Raw genomic sequence first — 26,694 nt, 5'->3', positions numbered from 1 at the left:
GCTCGGACGGGTGAGGTGACACAGGGGGCTGCGCTACTTGATGCCCGCCGCGTCCATGCCGCGGAGTTCGCGCTTGAGGTCGTGGATCTCGTCGCGGAGGCGGCCCGCCAGTTCGAACTGGAGGTCGCGGGCGGCGCTCATCATCTGGTCGGTGAGCTGTTGGACGAGGTCGGCGAGTTCGGCCCTGGGCATGGACTTGACGTCGCGCTCGCCGACGATGCCCGCGCTGCGGGCGCCGCCCTTCTCGCCCGCGGCGCGCTTGCCCCGGGAGGTGTTGCGGCCGGAGCCGCCGATCGGGACCGGGTCGTCGGCGTCCTCGGCCTCGGTGAACACGCGGTCGAGGATGTCGTTGATCTTCTTGCGCAGCGGTTGGGGGTCGAGGCCGCGCTCGGTGTTGTAGGCGATCTGCTTGGCCCGGCGGCGGTTGGTCTCGTCGATGGCGTGGCGCATCGAGTCGGTGATCTTGTCGGCGTACATGTGGACCTGGCCGGAGACGTTGCGGGCGGCGCGGCCGATCGTCTGCACCAGGGAGGTGCCGCTGCGCAGGAAGCCCTCCTTGTCCGCGTCGAGGATCGCCACCAGGGAGACCTCGGGCAGGTCGAGGCCCTCGCGGAGCAGGTTGATGCCGATCAGCACGTCGTAGTCGCCCAGCCGTAGCTGGCGGAGCAGTTCGATGCGGCGCAGGGTGTCGACCTCGGAGTGCAGGTAGCGGACGCGGATGCCCAGCTCCAGCAGGTAGTCGGTGAGGTCCTCGGCCATCTTCTTGGTCAGGGTGGTGACCAGGACCCGTTCGTCGCGCTCGGCGCGCTCGCGGATCTCGTGCACCAGGTCGTCGATCTGGCCCTCGGTGGGCTTGACGACGACCTCCGGGTCGAGCAGGCCGGTGGGGCGGATGACCTGCTCGACGAACTCGCCGCCGGTCTGGCCCATCTCGTACGGGCCGGGGGTGGCCGACAGGTACACCGTCTGGCCGATCCGCTCGGCGAACTCCTCCCAGGTCAGCGGGCGGTTGTCCACCGCGCTGGGCAGCCGGAAGCCGAAGTCGACCAGGTTGCGCTTGCGGGACATGTCGCCCTCGTACATGCCGCCGATCTGCGGCACCGTCACGTGCGACTCGTCGATGACCAGCAGGAAGTCGTCCGGGAAGTAGTCGATCAGGGTGGCCGGGGCGGTGCCCGCGGCGCGGCCGTCGATGTGCCGGGAGTAGTTCTCGATGCCCGAGCAGAAGCCGACCTGGCGCATCATCTCCACGTCGTAGCTGGTGCGCATCCGCAGCCGCTGGGCCTCCAGCAGCTTGCCCTTGCCCTCCAGGTCCTTGAGCCGCTCCTCCAGCTCGGCCTCGATCGCCCGGATCGCCCGCTCCATCCGCTCCGGGCCCGCGACGTAGTGCGTTGCCGGGAAGATGCGCAGCTCGTCGCACTCGCGGACGATGTCGCCGGTGAGCGGGTGCAGGTAGTACAGCTTGTCCACCTCGTCGCCGAAGAACTCGACGCGGATGGCCAGTTCCTCGTACGCCGGGATGATCTCCACCGTGTCGCCGCGCACCCGGAAGGTGCCGCGGGCGAAGGCGATGTCGTTGCGGGTGTACTGCACGTCGACCAGGGCGCGCAGGAACGTGTCGCGCTCCACCTCGCCGCCGACGGTCAGCCCGATCGAGCGGTCCAGGTACGACTGCGGGGTGCCCAGGCCGTAGATGCACGACACCGACGCCACCACGATCACGTCCCGCCGCGACAGCAGGCTCATCGTCGCCGAGTGCCGCAGCCGCTCGACGTCGTCGTTGACCGAGGAGTCCTTCTCGATGTAGGTGTCGGTCTGCGCGATGTACGCCTCGGGCTGGTAGTAGTCGTAGTACGAGACGAAGTACTCGACCGCGTTGTCCGGGAAGAACTCGCGCAGTTCGTTGGCCAACTGCGCGGCCAGCGTCTTGTTCGGCGCCATCACCAGGGTGGGCCGCTGCACCCGCTCGATCAGCCAGGCCGTCGTCGCCGACTTGCCGGTGCCGGTCGCGCCGAGCAGCACGGTGTCCTGCTCGCCCGCCCGGATGCGCTTCTCCAGCGCATCGATGGCCGCGGGCTGGTCGCCCGCGGGCGCGTAGTCGGCGACCATGCGGAACTTCCCGTCGGCGCGGGGGATGTCGCCGACGGGGCGGTGCTCGGAGTGGGCCAGGACTGGGTGCTCGGTCGCGAATGCCACGCCGACGAGGTTACGCCGGACCCCCGACAGAAACCGGACCGCTCAGCAGTCGCAGCCGCAGCCGTCACCGCAGCAGTTGCACCCCTCACCGCAGCAATTGCACCCGTCGCAACAGCCGTCGCACGCGTCACAGCAGTCGCAGCGGTGGCAGAAGCCCTCCTTGGGCTCCCCCGTCCACGGGTCGTGGTAGGGGTCCGCGCAGCACATCTGGCAGGTGCAGCACAGGGCGAGCGCCACGCCGCAGCCCGCGAGGGTGCCCCGCTGCCTGCCCCACTGGTGGCCGCCGTGCTTGCGCCCACCACCGTGCTTGGGTGCCTTCGGGTCCCGCGGCGGCTGCCACCCGGGCGGGGCCTGTGGCGCCTGCCACCCGGGCGGTGGCTGCCCGTGCAGGTCGGGGCCGTGCGGGTCGAGGGCGTGGCGGTCCAGCTCCAGGTGCCCGAAGGTGCGCACCACGGCGGCGCCCAGCTCGTGCACGAGCAGCGCGTGCACCAGCTTGCCGTCGTCGAACTCGGCCTCCTTCAACGCGAGCCGCACGCCGAGCACGGCGTCGTCGCACAGCCGCCGGGCCTCGGCGAGGGTGGTGCCGGTGGCGGCGAGCGGGTTCCAGGCGCCCGCGGCGGCGTCGGCGTCGAGGTCCTCGACCGCGTCGAGCAGGTGCGCGACCCGGCCGAAGAGCCTGCCCGCCTCGCGCAGCGGCGCCTCGTTGCCGGGGCGGCCGGTGAGCACGGCGGTGTGGGCGAACGCCGCGGCGGTGGCGGTCTCGGTGGGCTCGGTGGCCAGCAGCACCGACGACCCGGTCAGCAGGCTCGACTCCAGTTCGCCCTGGCGGCCGACGGCGTCGAGCAGGACGGCGGTGCCGAAGCCGATCCGCTCGCCGGTCAGCTCGCCCTGGCGGGCCCAGCGCGCGGCCACCCGTCGCGCCACCCCGGCGACCGGGCGGCGGCGGAACGGCCCGTCGCCATCGGCGACGTGGTCGTCGACCTTCGCCGAGGCCAGCACCAGCGACACCGCGGCGGCCAGCTTGGCGCCCGCCCCCTCGGCGACCGGCGCCGAGCGCATCCCGCGCAACGGGCAGGGTCCGGCCACCCTGCGCCCGCCCACCGCGGCCGACTGGGCCTCGACCAGGGCGGAGATCGCCAGGCCGTCGTAGTTGGTCACGGTGCGGGCAAGCTGCCCGTGGTCGTCGCGCAGCGCCAGGCACAGCCCGCACAGGTGGGCCATCCAGGAGGTGCGCAGCGTCGGCGAGAGCCGGTGCCTGCACGGCCGAAGGATTCCGAACACGCTGGTGACCCCTCACCTCGTCGCTACCGAACGGCGCCGGAGCATAGCGGCGATCACCCGTTCGGCGGCACGGAACCAGCCAAAAAGACTGGGCCTCGACCTCGCCGCGTGGGCACGATGGCGGTATGTCCCGCACTCGCCCGGTCCCCGTCCCCGCCGCCCGCCGGGACGACCGCCGGCACGAGGTCCACCCGCCGAAGGTCGAGCTGTTCGACCCGGCGGCGCGGACGAACACCGACCCGAAGGGCTTCGTGCGGGCGGTCGACACCTACCGCGAGACGCCGGAGGGGCTGTTCATGGCCCGCCCGGTCGACGGGCACCCCCGGATCGCCCACTTCCAGTCGCTGCTGCTGCCGGAACTCGGCCTGCGGGTGTCGAAGTGGCGACCGCGGCCGGGGGTCGACCTGGGGCACGACTTCTACCTCGACGTCGTGGACATCTCGGTCGACGACCGGTCCACCTGGCGCACTGTCGATCTTTACCTGGACGTGCTCGTGCGAACCGGGCGGGATGTGCGGGTGGAGGACACCGACGAACTGCTGGCCGCATTCCGCGCCGGGCTGCTGGACTCGTCCACCGTTCAACGAGCAATGGAACGCACATACCGCACGGTCGATGGTATAGCCCATTCGAGTTATGATGTGGATGCGTGGCTGGTCACGCTGGGTGTCACACCCCCGTGGATCGATTGACTCGATAGTGTTTGGCCATCGTTAAAGTCAACAGAGAGTCCCGTCGAATCGCGTAAATTAGCTCGAAAGAGACCTTGGTGGGTACGAGTCGTGACATAACGAAATGATTCCGGCAATGGCCTCCCGGAAACGCGCCACTACGCTCAGGCCCGTGGGCACGGTCATCACACCGCAGCTTGTCGACATCGTCGACACGGCCACCGCGGTACGCAGCTTCTCGTCGGGGACGGCGCACGGGTTGCGCGTCTGCCAGGTCGAACGGTGGGGGTTGCGGATGGAGTACACCACTCCGGACGACCCGTTCTCCGACACCGAGATCACCTGGCTGCTGCCGGACCTCAACCTCCGGCTGACCCAGCAGAAACCCAGCTCCCGGCACGCCAAGGGCGGTCCGAGCGTGCTCACCGCCGTCCGCGTGCTGCGCGACGGCCGGTACTGGCGCACCACCGACCTGCTGCTCGGCCTGGCCGCCCCCGGCGGCACCACGGCCCGCATCGTCCGCTCGGAGGAGTTCGCCGCCGCCGTCGCGGGCCAGGTCCTCCGCGTCGGCGACGCCGACCTGGCGATGTGCACCGTCCACAAGACACTGGAGGAGCTGAGCCGGGTCCGCCACGACCTGTCGTCGTGGCTGGCCCACAAGCACATCTTCGAGGTCTGGCCGCCGTACTAGGCCGTGCCCCGAAGCCGGGGATCGCGCTGGGGCCCGCTGAGCGGGTCACCGCTTGGGCGCGCGCCAGTAACCGCAGAAGACGATGTCCTCCTTCGGCACGCCCGCCCGCACCCAGTGCCGCCGCAGCCCGGTCGCCAGCGCCGCCTCCCCCACCACCCACCCGAGGAAGCGGTCGGTGGGCACCGGCAGGGCCTCGGCGGCGGCGAGCGCGGCCCGGCCGGGGACCGCGTGCGGGTCGGCGCGCACGACCCAGGTGACCTCGACCCCGGCGGGCGCGATCAGGTCCTGCCGGTCCTCGGCCACCCCGACCTCGATCACCGCGCGACCGGTCGCGCCCGCGTCCAGCGACGCCAGGACACCCGCCACCGCGGGCAGCCCGGACTCGTCGGCCACCAGCACGAACTCCCGGGTCGACGGCGGCGGCGCGAAGGTGATCCCCTCGTCGATGATGGCGACCCGGTCCCCCACCGCGCAGTTCCCGGCCCACGTCCCGGCGGGCCCGTCCCCGTGCACCACGAAGTCCACGTCCAGCTCGGGCCCTTCGGCGCGGTGGGCCCGGACGGTGTAGTTGCGCACGATCGGCCTGGTGGCCCGCGGCGTCGCCAGCAGCCGGACGTACGACGCGGCGGTCAACCGGTCGGGGACCTTCGACAGCGAGTCGTCCGAGACCGGGATGAACAGGCGGAACCACTGGTCGAAGCCCATCGGGGTGAAGCGGGCGAGGTCGTCCCCGCCGAAGGTGACCCGGACGAACCCGGGTGAGATCCGGGTGCTGCGCAGCACGCGCAGGATCAGCGGTTCCGCGTTCGCGGGCTTGACCCGGTTCGCGGCCATGTTGGTCTTCGCCATGCGCAGACTCTAAAGTACGGTGCATAACTTAGAGGGGGACGAGACGGGTGTCACTGCCGAAACGCGCCAAGACCGGCGGTCGCACGGCGCAGGTCTCCCCGGGCGGCATCGTCGCCGCCGGGGTGCGCGTCGGACTGGCCGGGCTCACCGTGCAGGCGGTGGCGGCGGAACTGGGGGTCACCAGCACGGCCGTCTACCGGCGGGTGCCGAGCAGGCAGGCGTTGGAGCGACTGGTCGGCGAGGCGGTGCTGGCCGACCTGGTGATCACCGACGACCCGACCCGGTCGACGACCGAGCACCTGGTGTCCTTCGCGGGCGAGCTGCGCGCGTTCACCCTGGCCCACCCCGGGGCGGCGGCCTACTTCCAGCGGGTCTTCCCGCGCGGCGCGTCCGGGGTCCGCCTGCTGGAGGCCGAGGTGGCGGCCCTGGGCAACCGCGGCTACGCGCCCGAGGCCGCGGTGGTGCTCAGCAGCGCGGTCGCCCGCACCGCGCTCGGCCACGCCGCCGCGCAGGAGGCCAGGGAGGCGGCTGCGGCGGCGAACCCGGACGCGGCCGGGGCGGAGGTCGAGGCCGCGCTCGCGGCGGTGGCGTCCTCGCCCGTGCTGGCCGCCGCGCACGCCCGGATCCCGATCACGTCCGAGGAGCGGCAGTTCCACCTGCTGATGACCGCGACGGTCGCCGGGCTGGTGGCCGCCCTGCCGCCTGGCCGCCCGCTCGACGAGGTGCTGCCCGGGTGATCAGGGGGTCCAGCCCGTCCGCTCGGCCCACTCCTCCGCGCGCACGTACGCCGCGGTGAACCAGGGGACCTTGGCGTCCCCGTAGGCCGGGATCTCGGTGACCTCGTCGGCCAGCCTGCGCTTGAGCGCCTCGTACTCGGCCCGCGCCCCCGCGTCGGCGCGCAGCCAGGCCGGGAACAGCAGGGCGTGGCGCTGGTTCGGCCGCCCCGCCTCGCGGACGTGGATGTTGACCCAGCGGCCGGGGTCGGTGTCGACGTGGACGCGCTTGCGCCAGTGCGCGGGGTCGGCGTCGTCGCCGTACGGGCTGTCCTCCAAGACCCCCTCCGCGAGGGGGAAGCCCGCGTCCGCCAGGGCCTCGGGCAGGCCGTCGGCGGCGTCGAGGTCGGCGACGGTGACCTGGAAGTCGAGGACGTCCTTGGCGGCGAGGCCGGGGACCGCGGTGGAGCCGATGTGGTCGATCCGCACCGCCCGCTCCCCCGCGACCAGCCGCAGCCGGGCCAGCACCCGCTCGGCCTGCGCGGGCCAGGTGGGGTCGTACTCGACGATGCGCGGGGCGCCGCGGTTGTCGTGGCGGCGCAGGCGGACGTTGCTCTCGAAGCGGACCAGGCGGTCGGCCCACAGCGCGTCGACCGCGGCGAGGACGACGTCCTGCGGGCCGGAGTTGTCCAGCCACACGTCGGCCGCGGCGCGGCGGTCGGCCTCGGTGGCCTGGGCGGCGATCCGGTTGCGGGCGTCGGCCTCCGGCAGGCCGCGGGAGTGGACCAGTCGGTGCACCCGCTCCTCCACCGGGGCGTCCACCACGATGACCAGGTGGTAGAGCGCGCCCATCCGGTTCTCCACCAGCAGCGGCACGTCGTGCACGACCACGGCGGTGTCCGGGGCGGCGGCGACCAGCTCGGCGGTCCGGGCGCCGACGCGCGGGTGCACGATGGCGTTGAGCTTCGCCCGGGAGGCGTCGTCGGTGAAGGCGATGGCGGCCAGCGCGGGCCGGTCGAGGGCGCCGTCGGCGGTGAGGATGCCATCGCCGAAGGCCTCGACGAGGTCGCGCAGGCCGTCGGTGCCGGGTTCGACGACCTCGCGGGCGATCCGGTCGGCGTCGACCACGAAGGCGCCGTGCTCGGCGAGCCTGGTGGCGACGGTGGACTTGCCGGAACCGATTCCCCCGGTGAGGCCTACGCGCAGCATGGGCCGATTCTGTCAGGGCCCGGTGCGCCGCGGGCTCGCGGCCGTCACCCGGGAACAAAGCCGGGAGCCCCCGAACCTGGACAGGTTCGGGGGCTCCCGGGGAGAGAAGAAGTGCCTAGCTAGCTCACACGCCGCCCGACAGCTTCTCGCGGAGGGCCGCGAGCTGCTCGTCACTGGCGAGGGTGCCGCCCGACTGGGCGGGCTTCTCAGCACCGGCCGAGGAGTAGCTCTGCTCGCCACCGCTGCCGCCGGTGGCAGCGGCGATGACACCCTCGGCCTCGGCGGCGGCGTCCGCCTCCGCGGCCTTGACGATCTGCTTCATGTGCTGCTCGTAGCGGGCGTGCGCCTCGGCGTACTGGCGCTCCCACTCCTCGCGCTGCTTGTCGAAGCCTTCCTGCCAGTCCTGGGTCTCCGGGTCGAAGCCCTCGGGGTAGATGTAGTTCCCCTCGGCGTCGTACTCGGCGGCCATGCCGTACTGGGTGGGGTCGAACTCGGTCTCGGCGGTGAAGCCCTCGTTCGCCTGCTTCAGCGACAGCGAGATGCGACGGCGCTCGAGGTCGATGTCGATGACCTTGACCATGACGTCGTTGCCGACCTGCACGACCTGCTCCGGGATCTCCACGTGGCGCTCGGCCAGCTCGGAGATGTGGACCAGGCCCTCGATGCCCTCGTCCACCCGGACGAACGCGCCGAACGGGACGAGCTTGGTGACCTTGCCCGGCACGATCTGACCGATCGCGTGGGTGCGGGCGAACTGGCGCCACGGGTCTTCCTGCGTCGCCTTGAGCGACAGCGACACGCGCTCGCGCTCCATGTCGACGTCGAGGACCTCGACGGTGACCTCCTGGCCGACCTCGACGACCTCGGAGGGGTGGTCGATGTGCTTCCAGGACAGCTCCGAGACGTGCACCAGGCCGTCGACGCCACCGAGGTCCACGAAGGCACCGAAGTTGACGATCGAGGACACGACGCCCTTGCGGACCTGGCCCTTCTGCAGCTGGTTGAGGAACTCGCTGCGGACCTCGGACTGGGTCTGCTCCAGCCACGCGCGGCGGGACAGGACCACGTTGTTGCGGTTCTTGTCCAGCTCGATGATCTTCGCCTCGAGCTCGCGGCCGACGTAGGGCTGCAGGTCGCGCACGCGGCGCATCTCGACCAGCGACGCGGGCAGGAAGCCGCGGAGGCCGATGTCGAGGATGAGGCCACCCTTGACGACCTCGATGACCGTGCCCTTGACCGGCTCGTCCGACTCCTTGAGCGCCTCGATCGTGCCCCAGGCGCGCTCGTACTGCGCGCGCTTCTTGGACAGGATCAGACGGCCCTCCTTGTCCTCCTTCTGGAGAACGAGGGCCTCGACCTCGTCACCGACACTGACCACGTCGGCGGGATCGACATCGTGCTTGATCGACAGCTCGCGCGAGGGGATGACGCCCTCGGTCTTGTAGCCGATGTCGAGCAGGACCTCGTCCCGGTCGACCTTGACGATCGTGCCCTCAACGATGTCGCCGTCGTTGAAGTACTTGATCGTCGCATCGATCGCGGCGAGGAACTCCTCCTCGGACGCGAAGTCGTTGATGGCGACCTGCGGCCTCGACGAGGAGGCGGCGGGGACAATGGTGGTGTCGGTGGACATTGGGTAGGTGGCTCCGGTACGGATTGGGGGTCGCTGGGCTTGGTGCTGTTCGTCGTGTAGCTCGTGTGGCGCAGCGGATCACGGCCGCCGACTTACACCCCACGAGCAGGACATACTCCGGACAACACACGCCACCGCCGGTGCATTCCGGGCTTGGAGAAAGACCGGTCGAGACTGGTTGGAAGCGCGATACCACTGCGTGGATGTATCCTACGCGGCCCGGCGGGGCACGGGCAAACCCGGGTACCTCGAACGGCCGTGGTCAGCGCCCTGCTGCCACCATGCCCCGGTGACGAGTGAGACCAGCGCCGAGGCGGTCCTGGGCACCACCGGCGTCGCCAGGGTGGCGGTGGGCTCCGCCGCCTCCGTCGCGGCGAACATCGCCTGGTGGGACGCCGACGCCGACGACTACCACGCCGAGCACGGCGAGTTCCTGGGCGTGGCCGACTTCATGTGGTGCCCGGAGGCGCTGCGCGAGGAGGACGCGAACCTGCTCGGCGACGTGGCGGACCGCGACGTGCTGGAGGTCGGCTGCGGCTCAGCGCCCTGCGCGCGCTGGCTGCGCGAGCGCGGCGCCAGGGTCGTCGGCATCGACCTGTCGGCCGGGATGCTGCGCTACGGCAGGGCCGCGAACCAGGCCACCGGCATCGACGTGCCGCTGATCAGGGGCAACGCCGAGCGGCTGCCGTTCCGGACCGGCTCGTTCGACCTGGCCTGCTCGGCGTTCGGCGCGGTGCCGTTCGTGGCCGACGTGGCGGGCACGTTCGCCGAGGTGGCCAGGGTGCTGCGGCCGGGCGGGACGTGGACGTTCGCCGTCACCCACCCGATGCGGTGGATCTTCCCGGACGACCCGGGCCCCGGCGGGCTCACCGTGACCGGCTCCTACTTCGACCGCACCCCGTATGTAGAGGTCGACGAGCACGGCGTCCCCACCTACGTCGAGCACCACCGCACCCTCGGCGACTACGTGCGCGCGCTGACCGCCGCCGGGTTCACCCTGTTCGACCTGGTGGAGCCGGAGTGGCCGGAGGGGCACACCCAGGAGTGGGGCCAGTGGAGCCCGCTGCGCGGCGAGCGCTTCCCCGGCACGGCGATCTTCCGCTGCCGCCGGTGACCGGTCCGCTGCTGGCCGCCCAGTCGACCCGGTTCGCGGGCCTGGACCCGCTGCTGCCCGCGGCGGTGGCACCGCCGGGCGGCGAGGCGCTGGTGGCGGCGCTGCCCGACGGCGAGCGGGTGGCGGCGGTGCTGACCAGGACCGAGCACGGGCCGGGCACGGCACCGGCGCTGTGGTCGGCGCTGGACGTGCGGGAACTGCACCCGCTGCTGGGCGCGGCACCCGGGGCGGCCCTGGACGTGCTGCTGCGCCGCTGGGCGGCGGTGCTGGCGCGGGCCGCGCCGGGACCGGACTCCTCGTGCGTGGTGACCTGGCCCAGCCGGGACGTGGTGGCGTCGGAAGCGTTGCTGGCACACGGTTTCGTGCCGCTGTCGGTGCTGGCGGTGCGCGTGGGCCCGGCACCGGGAACCCGGCCGTCCGCGGTCACCGTGCGCCGGGCGACCGCGGCGGACCTGGACTTCCTGGTGGACTCCGCGGTGGCGGAGGTCGAGTACTCGTCCCGGGTCGGCGGGGCGGTCCTGCGGCCGCGGGCGCGGGCAGTCAAGCGGGCGGCGCTGCGGGTGCACCTGGCGCAGGAGGACCCGGTGTGGCTGGCCGAGCGCGGCGGTGAGCCGGTCGGGCACGCGGAGGGCTGGCAGACGGTGTCCGCTCCCGGGTCCTGGGCGGAGACCCGGGTGCGGCACGGGCGGTGGGGGTACCTGAACTGCCTGTCGGTGGTGCCGTCGGCGCGGGGGACGGGGGTCGGGCGCGCGCTGGCGGACGCGGCGCACGCGGACCTGCTGTCGGGGGGCGCGGTGGGGATGTTCCTGTACTACAACCCGCCGAACCCGCTGTCGCCGGTGTTCTGGTCGCGGCAGGGGTACCGGCCGTTGTGGACGGTGTGGGAGCTGCGGCCCGCGACGGCGCTGCGCTAGGTCGTACCTGGTGCGTGGGGTTCATGCGCCGGGGATTTTGGTGGTGGCGCCGGGGCGGGCTGATCTCTGCTCGGCCGTGTCCTTGTTCAAAGCCCGGGATTTTTGGGGGCGTGCCCGGGTGGGTGGATCTGCTTGGGCGGGGCCCCTACGCCGATCATGCGCCCAGTGTGACCGAGTGGGGCTGAAGAGATGCCCCACAGCCCACGCAGGCTCGCACATGATCGGCACCCCCACCCAAGCACATCCACCCACCCGGGCATTTCCGTAGCCGGGCCGGCGGCTGCGGAGGTGGCTGGTTTTCGCTGCGCGCGGTGGGGTTGCGGGTGGCTGGCCGCCAGGTTTGCGGTTGGTGGGGTGGTCGGCGGCTGCGCTTGTGGGGTTCGGCATGGGTGGCCGCCAGGCAGGCGGTTGGTGGGCGGTCGGCGGCTGCGCACGGTGGCCGGCCGCTCGGTGGGGTTCGGGGGTGGTCGGTGGCTGCGCTGGTGCTGTTCTGGGTGGCTGGTGGGCGAACGTATCCCGAATCACCCCATTGTGGTTTGCCTCCGGCTGCCACGCGGCGCACTATTTGTACTGACCAGTCAGTTCACATGGAGGCGACATGCGGGTGCGGGCCGAACGGGTGGCCGTGACCGGGGCGCACGGGCCGCTGGTGGTGGCGACCTCGCTGGAGGTCGGGCCGGGGCAGCTGGCGGTGGTGGCGGGCGAGCCGAACGACGGGCACACCGCGTTCGGGTTGGCGCTGACCGGCAGGCTCGTCCCCTCGGCGGGCACGGTCGAGCCTGACGCGTCCTGGCTGCGCGCGCACTCCGTGCTCGTCGACGCGCCCGGGGTGAGTGAACCGGAGCCCGCGCTGCGGGTCGCCGACGTGGTGGCCGAGGAGTTGGCGTTGGCGGGGCGCCGGGACCGGCGGGCGGACGTGGCCGGGGTGCTGGCCCGGCACGGGCTGGAGGCCGACACCCGCTTCGAGGCCGTCGCCCCCGCCGCCCGGACCGCGCTGCTGGCCGGGTTGGCCGCTGAGCGACCCGGCGTCGAACTGCTGGTCCTGGACACGCCCGATCGGCACAGCAGCGACCACCACACCTGGTGGGAGACCGCGCTGGCCCTGGCGCGGGGCGGGCTCGCCGTGGTCGTGCTCTGCGGTGCGGGGACCGCCCGCGAGCTGCCCCACCCCTCGGCCCGGCTCGGCTCCTCTGACCAGCCCGCCCCCCTCGACACCGCGCCGCCCCTGGAGACGACACCGTGAGCACCTTCCGCCTCGCCCGCACCGAGCTGCGCCGCATCACCTCCGGCACGCTGCCCAAGCTGGCCGTGCTGGCGCTGGTGCTCGTGCCGCTGCTCTACGGCTCGCTGTACCTCTACGCCAACGCCGACCCGTACGACCGGCTGGACAACATCCCGGCGGCCCTGGTCGTCGCCGACACCGGCAACACCGCGGCCGACGGCACCCGGCTCGACGCGGGCCGCAAGGTGGCCGACAGGCTCAAGGACTCCGGCGCGTTCCAGTGGCACGAGGTGGGCGCCGCCGAGGCCGAGGCGGGGGTGCGCGACGGGCGGTACACGTTCTCGATGACCCTGCCCGCGGACTTCTCCGCCGCACTGGCGTCCAGCTCCGCGCTGACCCCGCGGCAGGGGTTGATCACCGTGACCACCAACGACGCCAACAACTACCTGGTCGGCACGATCGCCGACCAGGTGGTCAGCGAGGTGCGCCAGTCGGTCGCCAGCGAGGTGGGCACCGAGGCCGCGGAGAAGTTCCTGGTCGGTTTCGGCACGGTCTACCAGCGCACCCTGGAAGCCGCCAACGGCGCGGGTCAGCTCACCGACGGCGCGACCAAGGCGGCCGACGGCGCGAGCAAGCTCGACTCCGGGCAGCGCCAACTGCTCAGCGGCGCCCAGCAGCTCGCCGACGGCTCCGGCACCGCCGCCGACGGGGCGCGCACCCTCGCCGACGGGCTCGGCACACTCAAGGACAAAACGGGCGAATTGCCCGCGCAGACGGCAAAACTGGCCGACGGCGCCCGGCAGGTGGCCGCGGGCAACGAGAAGGTGGCCGCCACCGGCGAGGAGGTCGCCACCCTCGCCCAGGGCCTGGTGGACCGGCTCGACGGCGCGGAGCAGGACATCGCCGCCCGGCTGCGCGCCGCCGGGTTGCCCGAGGAGCAGGTGCAGCAGACCGTCACCACCCTGCGCGGCCTGCGCACGCCGATCGACCAGGCGAACGGTCGGGTGCACAGCGCCACCGGCGAATTGCGCACGCTGGCCGACGGCGCCAAGCAGGTCGCCGATGGGGCGGGCACGCTCGCCGCCGCCACCCCCGCGCTCACCGACGGGATCGCCCAGGCGGCGAGCGGGAGCCGGGAACTCGCCACCGGGACCTCCACCTTGCACGACGGTGCGGTGAAACTGCGCTCCGGTGAGCAAACCGCGGTCGACGGCACCGCGGAACTGGCCTCGGGCACGCGCTCCCTCGCCGACGGCGCGACGCGGTTGCGCGACGGGCTCACCGCCGGTCTGGACCAAATCCCGCACCCGGATGACAACACCCGCGACAGCACCGCCCGCACCATCGGCGACCCGGTCTCCGTGCGCACGGTGGGCGAGAACAGCGCGGGCAGCTACGGCGCGGGCCTGGCGCCGTTCTTCCTCGGCCTGGCAACGTGGATCGGCGCGTTCGTGCTGTTCCTGTTGGTGCGCCCGCTGTCCGCGCGCGCCCTCGCCGCGGGCCACTCCCCCGTGCGCACCGCCCTGGCCGGTTGGCTCACCCCGGCCGCGCTGGGCGTGGCGCAGGTCGTGGTGATGTACGCGGTGGTCACCACGCTCATCGGCATCCACCCGGCGAACCCGTTGGCCACACTGGGATTCCTGGTGCTGACCTCGCTCGCGTTCGTGTCGGTGGTGCACGCGCTCAACGCGTTCCTCGGACCGGTCGGGAAGTTCGTGGCGCTCGTGGTCTTGATTCTCCAGCTCATCAGTGCAGGGGGCACATTTCCGTGGCAGACGCTGCCGGAAACGTTGCTGCCGCTACACAAAGCGCTCCCGATGGGTTACGTCGTCGACGGACTGCGCCATCTGCTCTACGGTGGTCCCCTGTCCGGGCTCGGCGTCGACGTGGGCGTCCTCGCGGTGTACCTGATCGGAGGGCTGGTGATCACGACGGTGGCGGCGCGCAGGCAGCGGGTGTGGACGGCGGGCAGGTTGCGACCGGAGTTGGTGCTGTGAACCCGAGACCGGCGCGGACCGGCGCCACCAAGCAGAAGCTGTTCGACGCCACGCTGAACCTCGCGGGCAGCCGCGGCATGGTCGGCCTCACCGTCGACGAGATCGCGGCCGAAGCCGGCGTGGCCAAGGGGACGGTCTACTACAACTTCGGCAGCAAGGACGGCCTCATCGACGCCCTGCTCCGCTACGGCGTCGACCTGCTCGCCGCGCGCCTGCGCGCCGCCGAGACCGCCGTCGGCCCCCTCGACACGGTCCACGACCTCGTCGACGGGATGCTCGCCTTCTTCGCCGAGTACCCGACGTTCGCGCAGCTCCTGGTGAGCGAGCTGTGGCGCACCCCCGGGCAGTGGCACCAGACGCTGGCCCTGCTGCGCGAGGAGGTCACCAGCATCATCCGCGGCCAACTCCAGCGCCTGGAGGACGCGGGCGACCTGCCCGAGGGCGTCCGCGTCCGCACGGCGGCGGCGTCGCTGTTCGGCACGGTCCTGGTCGTCGCCCTGGACTGGCAGGTCTTCGAACCCGAGCAGAGCCGCGACGAGGTCCGCGAGTCGGTCCTGCTGCTGGTGCGCGGCCTGCGCGGCAAGGTCTGACGCCCGCGCTCCTCAGATGCTCGTGTACCCGCCGTCGATGAACCACTCGGCACCGTTGACGTAGGTGGCGGTGTCCGAGGCCAGGAGCAGGGCCGCCGACGCGACCTCGTCGGGGTCGCCGAGCCTCCCCGCGGGCAGCACGGTCTCGAACATCTCGACGAAGTCGTCCTGCTGGTCCTCGGAGACGACGCCGAGCAGACCGGGGGTCCGGATCGGCCCCGGGCTCAGCACGTTGACCCGGAAACCGTTCTCCCGCGCGTTGAGCGTCCAGCTTCGGGCGAAGTTGCGCAGCGCCGCCTTGGTCGCGCCGTAGACCTCCATGCCCCGGTCGGGGCGCGTGGACGTGCTCGACCCGATGAGGATCACCGAGGCCCCCCGCGACAGCAGGGGCATCGCCTTCTGCACCCCGAACACCGCGCCCTTCACGTTCGTGGCAAACATGCTGTCGAACTGCTCCTCGGTGATGTCCCCCAGGACGGCGGGCACCGCGCCGCCCGCGTTGGCCACCAGGACGTCGATCCGACCCGAGCGCTGCGTGACGACCTCGTAGAGGGCGTCGAGCTCGGCCAGGTTCCCCACGTCGCACCGCACCGGCACGGCCCGCGGCCCCAGCTCCGCGGCCGCCGCGTCGATCTGGGCCTGCCTGCGGCCGGTGATGTAGACCAGCGCACCCTCGGCGATGAACCGCCGGGCGATGGCCAGCCCGATCCCGCTCGTCCCACCGGTCACCACGGCCACCTTGTCGTCCAGGATTCCACTCATCGCCCGATCGCCCGCTCTCGTCGAAGCCCCGTATTGGAATGAATCGTCCACAACGCTAGCGACTTATGGACGATGCAGTCAAGAACGGCTAGGCTGTGGGAGTGCCGAGACCGAGGGAATTCGACGAGCAGAGCGTGCTCAACGCGGCACGCGACCAGTTCTGGACCACCGGCTTCGCGGGCACCAGCATGGACGCGATCGCGGCGGCCACCGGCCTGGGCAAGGGCAGCCTGTACGGGGCGTTCGGCGGCAAGCGCGAACTCTTCCACCGGGTGTTCGACGAGCACTGCACCGCGGCGATCGACTCGGCGAACCACCGACTGGGCGGTGACGACGAGCAGGCGTTCGCGCGGCTCACCACCTACCTGCTGGACCACGCGACCGCCTGCGCCGAGCCCGGCCACCGCGGCTGCCTGCTGGCCAAGGGCACCGCGGAACTGTCCGAGCACGACGAGGTGGTCTCGGCCCGCTCGCGGAAGACCTTCGAGGGCCTCCACCGGACCATCACCGCCGACCTCGAAGCCTGCCAGCGCAACGGCGACATCGACCCCGCCGCCGACGCGCGGCAACTCGCGGGCCTGCTGCTGACCGTCCACCGCGGCATCGAAGCCCTCGGCAAGGCCGGGATCGACGAGAGCACCCTGCGGAGCATCACGGAAACGGCCCTGGCCCACCTCCCGCGCCCACCCCGGTAGCGCGGGCAGCCCTGCGTTCAGCCTGCACGCGGCGCGTACCGCCGGTGAGCGGGTGTCAGGCGCCCAGTTCCGCTCGGATCAGCGTGTCGAGCCGGTGCCACGCCGGGGACGAGGCGTTGACGGCTCCCTGGATCAGGGCCGGGATCCCGGAACCGGTGTCGGGTGCGGGCAGGTCGGTTCCGTAGCGGTCGCGGGTGGCGGCGGCGATGCGGTGGGCGAGGGCGTCGATGCGGGGGTCGTGCGGGGCGAGGTCGTGGGCCTGGGCGAGGAACAGCTCGCACAGGGTCGGGTCGGCCAGGGTGCGGATCTTGATCGGGTCGATCGCGTGGGCCGCCCCGTACCGCAGGCGGACCTCAACGAGCTGAGCGAACTGCTGGACGAGGGTGCAGGCACGCCGGGCACCTGCTCACCCGGCGCGCGGTCGCGGCGGGCGACCTGCTCGAACTGCAACGGATCTCCGACACCGGGTGCGACGAAGCGGGGGTGGAACTGCAACGGCTGCTGTCGGCGCTCCCGGGATTAGGAGGCGGCGAGCAGGCGGGGCAGGCCGACCTGGTGGACGCCGGGGAGCCTGCCCGCGGTGGCGCGGTCGACGGTGGTGACGACGGCGTCGGTGATCTCCGGGGCGGTGAGCCAGCGGGTGCGGCCCGCGTAGTCGACGACGCCGAGCAGGACCTGGTGGGTGGGGTGGCCCGGGGTGTCCTCGGTGTGCGCGGAGGAGCCGCTGTGGATTTCCACGATCGGGGCACCCTCGGCCAGCAGCGGGGTGACGGTGGCGGCCATCTGCCCGTGCAGACCGCCGTGCGCCCAGACGACGAGCAGGTCGGCCGGGCCGCCGAGGGCCGTGGTGAGGCGGTCGCCGAGGTGGGGGTCCGGGTCGGACCAGTCGGCGGGGACCCACCGGGCCGCGCGGGTGCGGGTGGTCACCGGGTCGGTGCGGCGGCTGGCGAGGACCACCCGCCAGCCGTGGTCGGCCAGGTCCGCGGCGGTCCCGCTGAGAAGTCCGGTTCCGCCGATCACCAGTGCCCGCATGGCCGCCTCCTCCGCGTTGAGTGCCGGTGGGTTACCCAGCGTGGCGCGCGCTCAATCCTTGGGGGTGTACTTTTCCTCGTGGATGACCTCCGCGAGGGGCATCCGTGAGCGCCAGCCGTGCCGTTCCAGGTCGGGCACCTCCTGCAGGCCCGCGACCGGGCCGAGGCACAGCCAGGCCACCGGGCGCACGTGCGCGGGCATGCCGAGCAGGTCGCGCAGGAAGTCCTCGCGGTAGAAGCTGACCCAGCCCACGCCCAGGCCCTCGGCGGTCGCGGCCAACCACAGGTTCTGGATGGCCAGGCACACCGAGTACAGCCCGGCGTCGGCGATGGCGTGCCTGCCCAGCACGGCCGGTGAGCCGCGCTCCGGGTCGTAGCCCACCACCACCGACAGCGTCGACTCCAGGATGCCGTCGATCTTGATCCGGTCGAAGGTCGCGGCGCGCTCCCCGCTGAGCCCGGCGGCGAACCGGGCCCGCTCGGTGTGCACGTGCCGGTGGAACTCGGCCCTGGTGCCCGCGTCGCGCACCAGCACGAAGTCCCACGGCTGGGTCATCCCGACGCTGGGCGCGGCGTGCGCGGCGGAGAGCACCCGGTGCAGGGTCCCCTCGTCCAGCGGTGCGCCGGTGAACTCCGCGCGCACGTCGCGGCGCCTGCTGATGACCTCGTATACGTCCACAAGGGTGAGCTTATTTCACCTGTCGGTGGACCTACCGGGTGCGCTGGGTGAGGCTGAACCAGTTGCCCGAGTCGTCGCGGAACGGGGCCTCGATGCCGTGGGGGCGCTCGGACCACTCCCGGTGGGTCCTGTGGCAGTCGCTGGTCCACATGGCACCCGGCCCGGCGCGCCCCTGGCGACCAGCGCCCGAACCTGCTCGGCGGTCTCCGGGTCGTGGCCCATACCTGTGCGGACCGGGATCGGCTCCGCGTCCGGCTCCACCCGACCGGGCCGACGGTGCGGATCGCGTTCGAGGAGAACGCCATGGCGCGCGGGGCGGGTTCGGCTTCTCCCGGATCGCTGGACGCGACCAGGCCATCACGACGCAGCCAGGCCATGGGTGGGCCGTCCCCCGCCTCGACCCGCCCGCGGTACTCGGTGGGCGAGCAGCCTGCCAGTCCAACGAATCGGGCGGAGAACGAGCCGAGGCTGGAGAACCCGACGAGGGTGCAGATCTCGGTGGCGGTGAGGTTCGCCGCGCCCAGCAGGTCCTTCGCCCGCTCGACCCGGCGGCGGGAGAGGTAGGTGCCCGGCGGTTCGCCGTAGGCGGCCTTGAACTCGCGGGCGAAGTGGTACCGGGAGAAACCCGCTTCCGCCGCCAGGGCGGTGAGGTCCAGCGGCTCGGCGTAGCGGGAGTCCATGAGGTCCCTGGCCCGTCGCAGGTGGACCAGGACCGCAGTGGCGGGCGTGGGGGGTCTCCCAGCTAGTGGGTGACCGGGGAGGGCGAGGCCGTCGCCCTCCCCGGTTCCGTCCTAGTGGGCCGCCTGGTTCCAGGTGCGGCCGAAGCCCACCGACACGTCCAGCGGCACGCGCAGGGCGAAGGCGCCCGCCATCTGCTCGCGCACCAGGGCCTCCACCGCGTCCCGCTCGCCCCCGGCGACGTCGAGGACCAGTTCGTCGTGGACCTGGAGCAGGACCCTGCTCGTCAGCCCGTCCTCCTTCAACTGGCGCTGCACGTTGAGCATGGCGACCTTGATGATGTCGGCCGCGCTGCCCTGGATGGGGGCGTTGAGGGCCATCCGCTCGGCCATCTCGCGGCGCTGGCGGTTGTCGCTGGTGAGGTCGGGCAGCAGGCGGCGGCGGCCGAACAGGGTGGCGGTGTAGCCCTCCTTGCGGGCGCGCTCGACGACCTGGTGCAGGTAGTCGCGGACGCCGCCGAAGCCCTGGAAGTAGTCCTCCATCAGGCCGCGCGCCTCCTCGGTGGAGATGCGCAGTTGCTGGGACAGGCCGTAGGCGGACAGGCCGTAGGCCAGGCCGTAGTTCATCGCCTTGATCTTCGCCCGCTGCTCGCCGGTCACCGCCTTCGGGTCCACCCGGAACACGCGGGCGGCGGTGGCGGCGTGGAAGTCGAAACCGGAGTTGAACGCCTCGATCAGGGCCGCGTCCTCCGACAGGTGCGCCATGATCCGCATCTCGATCTGGCTGTAGTCGGCCGTGAGCAGCGTGTCGAAGCCTGCCCCGACGACAAACGCGTCGCGGATGGTGCGGCCCGCCTCGGTGCGGATGGGGATGTTCTGCAGGTTCGGCTCGGTCGAGGACAGGCGACCGGTGGCGGCGATGGTCTGGTTGAACGTGGTGTGGATGCGGCCGTCGTCCGAGATGGACTTGATCAGGCCCTCCACCGTGACGCGCAGCCGGGTGGCGTCGCGGTGTTCGAGCATGTGCTGCAGGAACGGGTGCTGGGTCTGCTCGTAGAGCGTTGTCAGCGCCTCGGCGTCGGTGGTGTAGCCGGTCTTGGTGCGCTTGGTCTTGGGCATCTGCAGCTCGTCGAACAGCACGACCTGCAACTGCTTCGGCGAGCCGAGGTTGATCTCCTTGCCGATCACGTCGAACGCGGCGCGCTCGGCGTCGCGGACGCGCGCGGCGAACTCCGACTCCAGTTCCGAGAGCCGCTCGGCGTCGACGGCGATGCCGACCTCCTCCAGCTCGGCGAGCACCCGCAGCAGCGGCAGCTCCATGTCGGTGAGCAGCGCCTCCTGGCCGGTGTCGCGCAGCGCCACGTCGAGGGCGTCGGCGAGTTCGGCGATGGCGCGGGCGCGCAGGATCTCCCCCGCGGCCAGCTTGCGCTCGTCGTCGCCCTCCTCGTCGAGCAGGGAAAGCTGCTGCTCGCCGCCGGTGTCCTCGACCCGCAGCTCGCGCTGCAGGTAGCGCAGCACCAGGTCGTCGAGGGTGAAGGTGCGCTGGCCGGGGCGGGCCAGGTAGGCGGCCAGGGCGGTGTCGGTGGCCAGGCCGTGCAGCTCCCAGCCGCGGTGGCGCACCGCGTGCAGCGAGCGCTTGACGTCGTGGCCGAGCTTGACCGCCTCCGGGTCGGCGAGCCAGGCGCGGAACGCGGTCTCGTCCTCCTCGGTGAGCGCGCTGACGTCGACGTACACGCCCTGCCCGGCCGCGGTGGCCAGCGCCACCGAGCGCAGCTCGACGGCCTGCCCGGACGGGCCGGTGGGGGTCTCGCGGAACGCCAGGCCGATCCGGGTGCCCGCCGGGGCGTGCTCGGCCAGCCAGTCGGGCAGCGCGCCGGGTTCCAGCGCCCCGCCGGTGACCTCGAAGCCCTCCTCGGCCTCCGGCGCGGCGGTGGACAGGGTGGCGAACAGCCGGTCGCGCAGGACGCGGAACTCCAGCTCGTCGAACAGCCGGTGCACCGCGTCGCGGTCCCAGTCGCGCACCGCCAGGTCGTCCGGTCCCAGTTCCAGCGGGACGTCGCGGACCAGCTCGGTGAGCTGCCGGTTGAGCTGCACGTTGGCCAGGTTGGCCCGCAGCGCGTCGCCGACCTTGCCCTTGACCTCGTCCACCCGGTCGATCAGCTCGCCGAGGGAGCCGAACTGCTGCATCCACTTGGTGATCGTCTTCTCGCCGACCCCGGGGATCTTGGGCAGGTTGTCGCTGGGGTCGCCGCGCAGGGCGGCGAAGTCGGGGTACTGCGCGGCGCTGACGCCGTACTTCTCCAGCACCGCGGCCGGGGTGTAGCGGGCCAGCTCGGAGACGCCCTTGACCGGGTACAGCACGGTCACGTGGTCGTTGACCAGTTGCAGGGCGTCGCGGTCGCCGGTGCAGATGGCCACGTCCATGCCCTCGGCGGTGGCCGAGGTGGTCAGCGTGGCGATCAGGTCGTCGGCCTCGAAGTTCTCCTTGGCCAGGGTGGGGATGTTCAGCGCGGCGAGGACCTCCTCGATCAGGCTGACCTGGCCCTTGAACTCGTCCGGGCTGGCGGACCGGTTGGCCTTGTACTCGGCGAACTGCTCGGTCCGGAAGGTCTTGCGCGAGACGTCGAAGCACACCGCGAGGTGGGTGGGCGCCTCGTCGCGCAGCAGGTTGATCAGCATCGAGGTGAAGCCGTAGACGGCGTTCGTGTGCTGCCCGGTGCCGGTCTGGAAGTTCTCCTTGGGCAGGGCGAAGAAGGCCCGGTAGGCCATCGAGTGCCCATCGATGAGCAGCAGGCGCCGGGTGGCGGTCGAGGCGGTGGCGGGAGCGCGGGTCTGAGTCTTGGCGGGCACGCGGCGAGTCTAGGGTGGAGCACCGACAGCCCGGCGAGTGCCGGGCTCGCGTCACCCGACAGGAGGGCACCGTGAGCGGCAGCGCCGACCCCACGAAGCTCCCCGGCGTCCTCCCCGAGGTCGCCGACCAGCTCCTCGCCGACAAGCTCGGCATCGACATCACCGACTGGACCCCCGACCGCCTGGTCGCGACCATGCCGGTCAAGGGCAACCTGCAGCCCTACGGCCTGCTGCACGGCGGCGCGAACGCGGTGCTGGCCGAGACGGCGGGCTCCATCGCCGCGGCCCTCAACGCCCCCGAGGGCAAGGTGGTGGTCGGCCTTGAGCTGTCCTGCACCCACCACCGCGCGGCCCGCGAGGGCGTGGTGACGGCGGTGTGCACCCCGCTGCACCTGGGCCGCAGCACCTCGACGTTCGAGATCGTCATCACCGAGGAGTCCGGGAAGCGCACCTGCACCGCCCGCCTCACCTGCGTGGCCGTCGACCGCACCCCCGGCTCGAAGTAACCGCTCCCCCGAGCACGACGAGGGGGCCGCGCCCGAAAGCGCGGCCCCCTCGTCGTGTCACAGCGGGGTGGTCAGTCCTCGCCCAGGTAAGCCGCCCGGACCTGCGGGTCCGACAGCAGCGCCTTGCCCGGCCCCTCCAGCGTCGTCGTCCCGAGGTCGATCACGTACCCCCGGTCCGACAGCGCCAGCGCGGCCAGCGCGTTCTGCTCCACCAGCAGGATCGTGGTGCCCTGCGACTGCAGTTCCTTGATGGTGTCGAAGATGCGCTGGGTCATGATCGGCGACAGGCCCATGGAGGGCTCGTCGAGCATGAGCAGCCGCGGTCGCGACATCATCGCCCGGCCGATGGCGAGCATCTGCTGCTCACCGCCGGAGAACAGCCCGGCCTTCTGGTCGCGCCGCTCCCCGAGCACCGGGAACAGCTCGTAGACGTTGCGCATGTCCTTGTCGACCGCGGCCTTGTCGTCGCGCGTGTACGCGCCGAGGAGCAGGTTCTCCTCGACCGTCATGCGGCCGAACGTGCGCCGACCCTCCGGGGAGTGCGCGATGCCCAGGTTGAGGATGTTGTGGGCGGCCAGCGCGCCGATCTCGGCGCCGTCGAACCGGATGGACCCCACCCGCGGGCGCAACAGCCCCGAGATGGTGCGCAGCGTCGTGGTCTTGCCCGCCCCGTTCGCGCCGATGAGGCTGACGATCTGGCCCGCCTCGACGACGAACGACACGTTCCGGACGGCCTCGATGGCGCCGTAGGCGACGCTGAGGTCGGTGACCTCCAACAGCGGACTCATGCCTCACCCCTCGTGTCCTGCTCGGTCGAGGCGGCGCGGACGTCGGCCTCGACCTCCTCCGGCGGCTTGCCCAGGTATGCCTCCACCACCCTCGGGTCGGCGCGGACGACCTCCGGCGTGCCCTCGACCAGCAGTTCGCCCTGGACCAGCACCGACACCTTGTCGCACAGGCCGAAGATGAACTTGATGTCGTGCTCGATCACCACCACCGAGACGCCGGTGTCCCGGATGGCGAAGATCAACTGCCGGGTGGCCTCGGTCTCCTGCGGGTTCATGCCCGCGGTCGGCTCGTCGAGCAGCAGCACCTTGGGGTCGGTGGCCAGCGCGCGGGCGATCTCGAGCCTGCGCTGGTCGCCGTAGGGCAGGTTGCGGGCGACCTCGTGCTCCGCGCGGGTGAGCCCGACGAACTCCAGCAGTTCGCGCGAGCGCTCCCGCGCCGCCCGCTCGCCGCGGTGGAACGCGGGGAGCCGCAGCAGGGTGGAGATCGGGTCCTGCCGCATCCGGCTGTGCCGCCCGACCATGACGTTCTCCAGCACCGTCATGTTCGGGAACAGGCGGATGTTCTGGAACGTGCGGGCCACCCCGGCGATCGTCACCTCCGACGGGTCGGCCGCGAGCTGGCTGCCGTCGAGCAGCACCCGGCCCCGGCTGGGCAGGTAGAGCCCGGTGAGGCAGTTGAAGAAGGTCGTCTTGCCCGCGCCGTTGGGCCCGATCAGGCCGACGATCTCGCCCCTGTCCAGCGACAGCGAGACGTTGTTCAGCGCGGTCAGGCCACCGAAGATCATGGTGACGCCCTGCGCCTGCAGGACCGGCACCGCCGGGGCGCCCGGGAGGCTGTCGGTGGTGCTCACGCCCGGTCCCCCTTCGGCCCCGGGGTCCCGTGTTCGTGCTCGACCACGAGTTCTTCCTCTTCCTCGATCGACTTGCCGCCCGCCGTCTCGCCCGCGAGCTCGGCTCTGCGCACCCGGTCGGGCACCAACCCCTGGGGCCGGAACCGCATGATCAGGATGAGCGCGAGGCCGAAGAACAGCAGCCGATAGTCGTTGAACTCGCGCAGCTTCTCCGGCAGCACGAACAGCAGCGAGGCGCCGAGGACCGCGCCGGGGATCGTGCCCATGCCGCCGAGGATGACCGCCGCGAGCAGGGTGACCGACTCCAGGAACCGGAAGCTCTCGTAGGAGGTGGTGGTCAGCTTGTGCGCCAGGACCGCCCCCGCCAGACCGGCCAGGGTGGCACCGGCGAGGAAGGCGAGGATCTTGGCCTTGCCGGTCTTGATGCCCATGGCCCGCGCGGCGTCCTCGTCCTCGCGGATGGCGATCCAGGCCCGGCCGATGCGGCTGTTCTTCAGGTTGGCGAACACGGCCATGACGGCGCCGACGATCAGCACGATCATGAAGTAGTACAGCACGCCGCCGGGCAGGTCGGCGCCGAGCACGCTGATCGGCTCGTTGAACGCGGTGCCCGCGACCTCGACGTCCGGGATGCCCGGGATGGCGTTCGCGCCGCCGGTCAGCCCGCCGATGTTGTTCTGCGAGGACTTGGAGAAGATCTCGCCGAAGGCCAACGTCACGATCGCCAGGTAGTCGCCGCGCACCCGCAGCGTCGGCGAGCCGACGATGGCGCCGATGACGCCTGCGATGACCGCCGCGAGCAGCGCCGCCACCGGGAACGGCAGGTGGATGCCCACCTTGGCCGCGGCGGCGCCGGACAGGTTCGCCGCGACGAACGCGCCGATGCCCATGAACGCCACGTAGCCCAGGTCGAGCAGCCCGGCCAGGCCGACGACGATGTTGAGGCCGATCGCGGTGGCCGCGTAGACGCCGATGATGGTCGCCACCGTCATCCAGTACTCGTTGCCCGCGCTGGTCAGCGGCAGTGCCAGCGCGCAGACCAGCAGGACGGCGATGGAGAACGCGCGGTGCTTCTCCGACAGCACCGAGATCCAGCGGACCACGCCCAGGCCGTTGAGCGCACCGAGCACGCCACCGGCCATGCCGAGGAAGGCCAGGAAGATCGGACCGGCGTACGGGTTGGACGCGCCACCGGTGCCGCCCGCGGTGAGCAACGAGGCCACCAGGTACAGCACGCCGACGAACCCGACGACCAGCGCCAGGTACGCCGCCCACCTGGGCAGGTCGGTCGACCACTCGGGGATGTCGTCGAGGTGGCCCGCCTTGGCGCCGAGCACGACCAGCAGCCCGGCGACGACGCCGACGACCGAGCCGAACGCGGTGACGCCGTCGGCGGCGGTGATGGCCCCGAGGCCACCGCCGCGGCCGGTGATGAACACGGCGCTGATCAGCGAGATGGCGAAGACGCCCCAGCCCAGGGCGCGCAGCACCCGGCCGCGGCCGGGGGTCCTGGTCACGAAGGTGACGACCAGGGCGACCAGGCCCAGCAGCAGCACGTGCAGCCGGTAGCCCTCGACGGCGAACGGCGCGTCGAAGAACTGGAGCGTGGCCTTGGCGGGGTAGGCGCCGTCACCGAGGACGAACGTCACCCAGGGCAGCAGCGCCGCGACGACGGCCAGCACACCGCCCGCCGCGGTCAGCGGCTTGGCGTGGGCGGGCTTGAGGTGCCTGCCCAACGCGCCCGATCCGGGGAGTCGGTTGAGGATCGTCATGCTCGCACCCTTTCGGCCTCGCCGAACAGGCCCTGCGGTCGGAACACCAGGACCAGGATCAGCACGACGAAGATCCACACGTAGTCGTAGTCGGTGCCGCCGGGCATGTACTGGCCGCCCAGCGTCTTGATCAAGCCGATGACAAACGCGCCGATGACCGCACCGCGCAGGCTGCCGATGCCGCCGAGGACGGCCGCGGTGAACGCGAAGATGCCGTTCTGGAAGCCGATCGCGTTGTCGACGCTGGTGATGTCGACGCCGTAGAGCACGCCCGCCACACCCGCGAGCGCGGCACCGAGGACGAACGTCAAGACGATCACCCGGTCGGGGTTGACGCCCATCAGCCGGGCGGTGTCCGGGTCCTGCGCGGTCGCCCGCATCGCCCGGCCCATCTTGGACCGGTTGATGTAGGTCTGCAGCAGCACGGACAGGATGATCGAGACGACGACGAGCAGTAGCTGCGAAGCGCGGATGCTCACGTCGCCGTCGGGCCCGTCGGCGCCGAGGCCCACGATCGTGATCCGGCTCTCCAGGAACGCCTTCGGGAACGGCTGGGCCGAGTCGGCGTTGGGGAACCAGATCCGGATGGCCTCCTGGAGCACGATGGACACGCCCAGCGCCGTGATCAGCGGGGCCAGCCGGGGCGCGTTGCGCAGCGGGCGGTAGGCGAAGCGCTCCATGACGAGCGCGATCGCCACCGCCACCGCCATGCCGCCGAGCAGCATGAGCGGCAGGGACACGTACCAGTTCTCGCGGAAGCCCTCGGGGAGGATCCAGCGGTGGACGGCCAGACCGCCGAAGGCGCCGACCATGAAGACCTCGCCGTGGGCGAAGTTGATGAGTTGGATGATGCCGTACACCATCGTGTAGCCCAGGGCGATCAGCCCGATCGTGGCTCCCAAAGCGATGCCGTTTGCGATTTGTTGCAACAGCGTCGTCACATCTACCTCCATACGCGGTGGGGGTGGGCTGCGCGCCCACCCCCACCGTGTTTCGTCCGGTC

Annotated in this window: 23 protein-coding genes and 1 pseudogene; 10 read left to right on the top strand and 14 right to left on the bottom strand. The window is 71.9% G+C overall.

The window, feature by feature from the left end; translation table 11 throughout:
• Nucleotides 1–33 precede the first annotated feature (33 nt).
• Together uvrB and L6E12_RS23850 are read right to left on the bottom strand one after the other, a co-directional pair.
• The gene (uvrB, locus tag L6E12_RS23855) at nucleotides 34–2,196 is read right to left on the bottom strand and encodes an excinuclease ABC subunit UvrB (protein ID WP_308075160.1); all 2,163 of its coding nucleotides are present in this window, start codon (nucleotides 2,194–2,196) and stop codon (nucleotides 34–36) included.
• 42 nt (nucleotides 2,197–2,238) lie between these two features.
• Entirely contained in the window at nucleotides 2,239–3,477 is a 1,239-nt protein-coding gene (locus L6E12_RS23850; RefSeq protein ID WP_236230159.1) for a DUF5685 family protein, read from the bottom strand.
• A gap of 125 nt (nucleotides 3,478–3,602) precedes the next feature.
• Here L6E12_RS23850 and L6E12_RS23845 point away from each other — a divergent pair, with 125 nt between their 5' ends.
• Nucleotides 3,603–4,169 (top strand): DUF402 domain-containing protein, encoded by a 567-nt coding sequence (locus L6E12_RS23845; protein ID WP_236230158.1) that lies wholly within the window; start codon nucleotides 3,603–3,605, stop codon nucleotides 4,167–4,169.
• Nucleotides 4,170–4,320: 151 nt separating this feature from the next.
• Complete coding sequence (locus L6E12_RS23840) at nucleotides 4,321–4,839, top strand: DUF402 domain-containing protein (protein WP_236230157.1); 519 nt, start codon at nucleotides 4,321–4,323, stop codon at nucleotides 4,837–4,839.
• 45 nt (nucleotides 4,840–4,884) lie between these two features.
• On the opposite strand, the gene L6E12_RS23835 is transcribed toward L6E12_RS23840, so the two are convergent.
• Nucleotides 4,885–5,688 (bottom strand): siderophore-interacting protein, encoded by an 804-nt coding sequence (locus L6E12_RS23835; RefSeq protein ID WP_236230156.1) that lies wholly within the window; start codon nucleotides 5,686–5,688, stop codon nucleotides 4,885–4,887.
• Between the two features lie 47 nt (nucleotides 5,689–5,735).
• Between L6E12_RS23835 and L6E12_RS23830 the strand changes: the two genes are divergently transcribed.
• The gene (locus tag L6E12_RS23830; protein WP_236230155.1) at nucleotides 5,736–6,425 is read left to right on the top strand and encodes a TetR/AcrR family transcriptional regulator C-terminal domain-containing protein; all 690 of its coding nucleotides are present in this window, start codon (nucleotides 5,736–5,738) and stop codon (nucleotides 6,423–6,425) included.
• On the opposite strand, the gene coaE is transcribed toward L6E12_RS23830, so the two are convergent.
• Nucleotides 6,426–7,610: a dephospho-CoA kinase gene (gene coaE / locus L6E12_RS23825; RefSeq protein WP_236230154.1), complete on the bottom strand. Its 1,185-nt coding sequence runs from the start codon at nucleotides 7,608–7,610 to the stop codon at nucleotides 6,426–6,428.
• A 124-nt stretch (nucleotides 7,611–7,734) separates the two neighbouring features.
• Nucleotides 7,735–9,243, bottom strand: a complete 1,509-nt coding sequence (rpsA, locus tag L6E12_RS23820) for a 30S ribosomal protein S1 (RefSeq protein ID WP_236230153.1) — start codon at nucleotides 9,241–9,243, stop codon at nucleotides 7,735–7,737.
• A gap of 289 nt (nucleotides 9,244–9,532) precedes the next feature.
• Between rpsA and L6E12_RS23815 the strand changes: the two genes are divergently transcribed.
• The 5 genes from L6E12_RS23815 (at nucleotide 9,533) to L6E12_RS23795 (ending at nucleotide 15,080) form a co-directional block, all read left to right on the top strand.
• Nucleotides 9,533–10,357 (top strand): class I SAM-dependent methyltransferase, encoded by an 825-nt coding sequence (locus L6E12_RS23815; RefSeq protein ID WP_236230152.1) that lies wholly within the window; start codon nucleotides 9,533–9,535, stop codon nucleotides 10,355–10,357.
• Entirely contained in the window at nucleotides 10,354–11,271 is a 918-nt protein-coding gene (locus L6E12_RS23810; protein ID WP_236230151.1) for a GNAT family N-acetyltransferase, read from the top strand. Before L6E12_RS23815 ends, L6E12_RS23810 begins: the two co-directional genes overlap by 4 nt.
• A 598-nt stretch (nucleotides 11,272–11,869) precedes the next feature.
• Entirely contained in the window at nucleotides 11,870–12,514 is a 645-nt protein-coding gene (locus L6E12_RS23805; protein WP_236230150.1) for a hypothetical protein, read from the top strand.
• Entirely contained in the window at nucleotides 12,511–14,490 is a 1,980-nt protein-coding gene (locus tag L6E12_RS23800) for a YhgE/Pip domain-containing protein (RefSeq protein ID WP_236230149.1), read from the top strand. The genes L6E12_RS23805 and L6E12_RS23800 overlap by 4 nt, the downstream gene beginning before the upstream one ends.
• A complete protein-coding gene (locus tag L6E12_RS23795) occupies nucleotides 14,487–15,080 on the top strand; it encodes a TetR/AcrR family transcriptional regulator (protein ID WP_236230148.1) in 594 nt (197 codons plus the stop codon). The genes L6E12_RS23800 and L6E12_RS23795 overlap by 4 nt, the downstream gene beginning before the upstream one ends.
• Before the next feature lie 12 nt (nucleotides 15,081–15,092).
• Here the strand turns inward: L6E12_RS23795 and L6E12_RS23790 are convergent, their stop codons facing one another.
• The gene (locus L6E12_RS23790) at nucleotides 15,093–15,842 is read right to left on the bottom strand and encodes an SDR family NAD(P)-dependent oxidoreductase (RefSeq protein WP_236230147.1); all 750 of its coding nucleotides are present in this window, start codon (nucleotides 15,840–15,842) and stop codon (nucleotides 15,093–15,095) included.
• 101 nt (nucleotides 15,843–15,943) lie between these two features.
• On the opposite strand from L6E12_RS23790, the gene L6E12_RS23785 reads away from it, so the two are divergent.
• Nucleotides 15,944–16,537, top strand: a complete 594-nt coding sequence (locus L6E12_RS23785) for a TetR/AcrR family transcriptional regulator (protein WP_236230146.1) — start codon at nucleotides 15,944–15,946, stop codon at nucleotides 16,535–16,537.
• Nucleotides 16,538–17,056: 519 nt separating this feature from the next.
• On the opposite strand, the gene L6E12_RS23780 is transcribed toward L6E12_RS23785, so the two are convergent.
• From L6E12_RS23780 to polA, 4 genes and pseudogenes are all read right to left on the bottom strand, one after another.
• Nucleotides 17,057–17,569 (bottom strand): hypothetical protein, encoded by a 513-nt coding sequence (locus tag L6E12_RS23780; RefSeq protein WP_236230145.1) that lies wholly within the window; start codon nucleotides 17,567–17,569, stop codon nucleotides 17,057–17,059.
• A 51-nt stretch (nucleotides 17,570–17,620) separates the two neighbouring features.
• Nucleotides 17,621–18,247 (bottom strand): 5,6-dimethylbenzimidazole synthase, encoded by a 627-nt coding sequence (gene bluB, locus L6E12_RS23775; RefSeq protein WP_236230144.1) that lies wholly within the window; start codon nucleotides 18,245–18,247, stop codon nucleotides 17,621–17,623.
• A gap of 464 nt (nucleotides 18,248–18,711) precedes the next feature.
• Nucleotides 18,712–18,927, bottom strand: a pseudogene (locus L6E12_RS23770) (helix-turn-helix domain-containing protein); the annotation flags it as partial.
• Nucleotides 18,928–19,038: 111 nt separating this feature from the next.
• Nucleotides 19,039–21,693: a DNA polymerase I gene (gene polA, locus L6E12_RS23765; RefSeq protein ID WP_236230178.1), complete on the bottom strand. Its 2,655-nt coding sequence runs from the start codon at nucleotides 21,691–21,693 to the stop codon at nucleotides 19,039–19,041.
• A 152-nt stretch (nucleotides 21,694–21,845) separates the two neighbouring features.
• Between polA and L6E12_RS23760 the strand changes: the two genes are divergently transcribed.
• Nucleotides 21,846–22,280, top strand: a complete 435-nt coding sequence (locus L6E12_RS23760; RefSeq protein WP_236230143.1) for a hotdog fold thioesterase — start codon at nucleotides 21,846–21,848, stop codon at nucleotides 22,278–22,280.
• Between the two features lie 71 nt (nucleotides 22,281–22,351).
• Here the strand turns inward: L6E12_RS23760 and L6E12_RS23755 are convergent, their stop codons facing one another.
• Genes L6E12_RS23755 through L6E12_RS23740 form a run of 4 tightly spaced genes read right to left on the bottom strand, consistent with a single transcriptional unit; the run spans nucleotide 22,352 to nucleotide 26,644 of the window.
• The gene (locus tag L6E12_RS23755) at nucleotides 22,352–23,068 is read right to left on the bottom strand and encodes an ABC transporter ATP-binding protein (RefSeq protein WP_236230142.1); all 717 of its coding nucleotides are present in this window, start codon (nucleotides 23,066–23,068) and stop codon (nucleotides 22,352–22,354) included.
• Nucleotides 23,065–23,919: an ABC transporter ATP-binding protein gene (locus tag L6E12_RS23750; RefSeq protein ID WP_236230141.1), complete on the bottom strand. Its 855-nt coding sequence runs from the start codon at nucleotides 23,917–23,919 to the stop codon at nucleotides 23,065–23,067. Before L6E12_RS23750 ends, L6E12_RS23755 begins: the two co-directional genes overlap by 4 nt.
• Nucleotides 23,916–25,691 carry a branched-chain amino acid ABC transporter permease gene (locus L6E12_RS23745; RefSeq protein ID WP_236230140.1) on the bottom strand — a complete coding sequence of 592 codons (1,776 nt, stop codon included), beginning with the start codon at nucleotides 25,689–25,691 and terminating at the stop codon, nucleotides 23,916–23,918. The genes L6E12_RS23750 and L6E12_RS23745 overlap by 4 nt, the downstream gene beginning before the upstream one ends.
• The gene (locus L6E12_RS23740; RefSeq protein WP_255683404.1) at nucleotides 25,688–26,644 is read right to left on the bottom strand and encodes a branched-chain amino acid ABC transporter permease; all 957 of its coding nucleotides are present in this window, start codon (nucleotides 26,642–26,644) and stop codon (nucleotides 25,688–25,690) included. Before L6E12_RS23740 ends, L6E12_RS23745 begins: the two co-directional genes overlap by 4 nt.
• Between the last annotated feature and the right edge of the window lie 50 nt (nucleotides 26,645–26,694).

This window comes from Actinokineospora sp. PR83 (assembly GCF_021056305.1).
GTDB classification, from domain to species: Bacteria; Actinomycetota; Actinomycetes; order Mycobacteriales; family Pseudonocardiaceae; genus Actinokineospora; species Actinokineospora spheciospongiae.
Note: the sequence above shows the minus strand (reverse complement) of the source record. Positions and strands in the feature narration are given on the sequence as shown.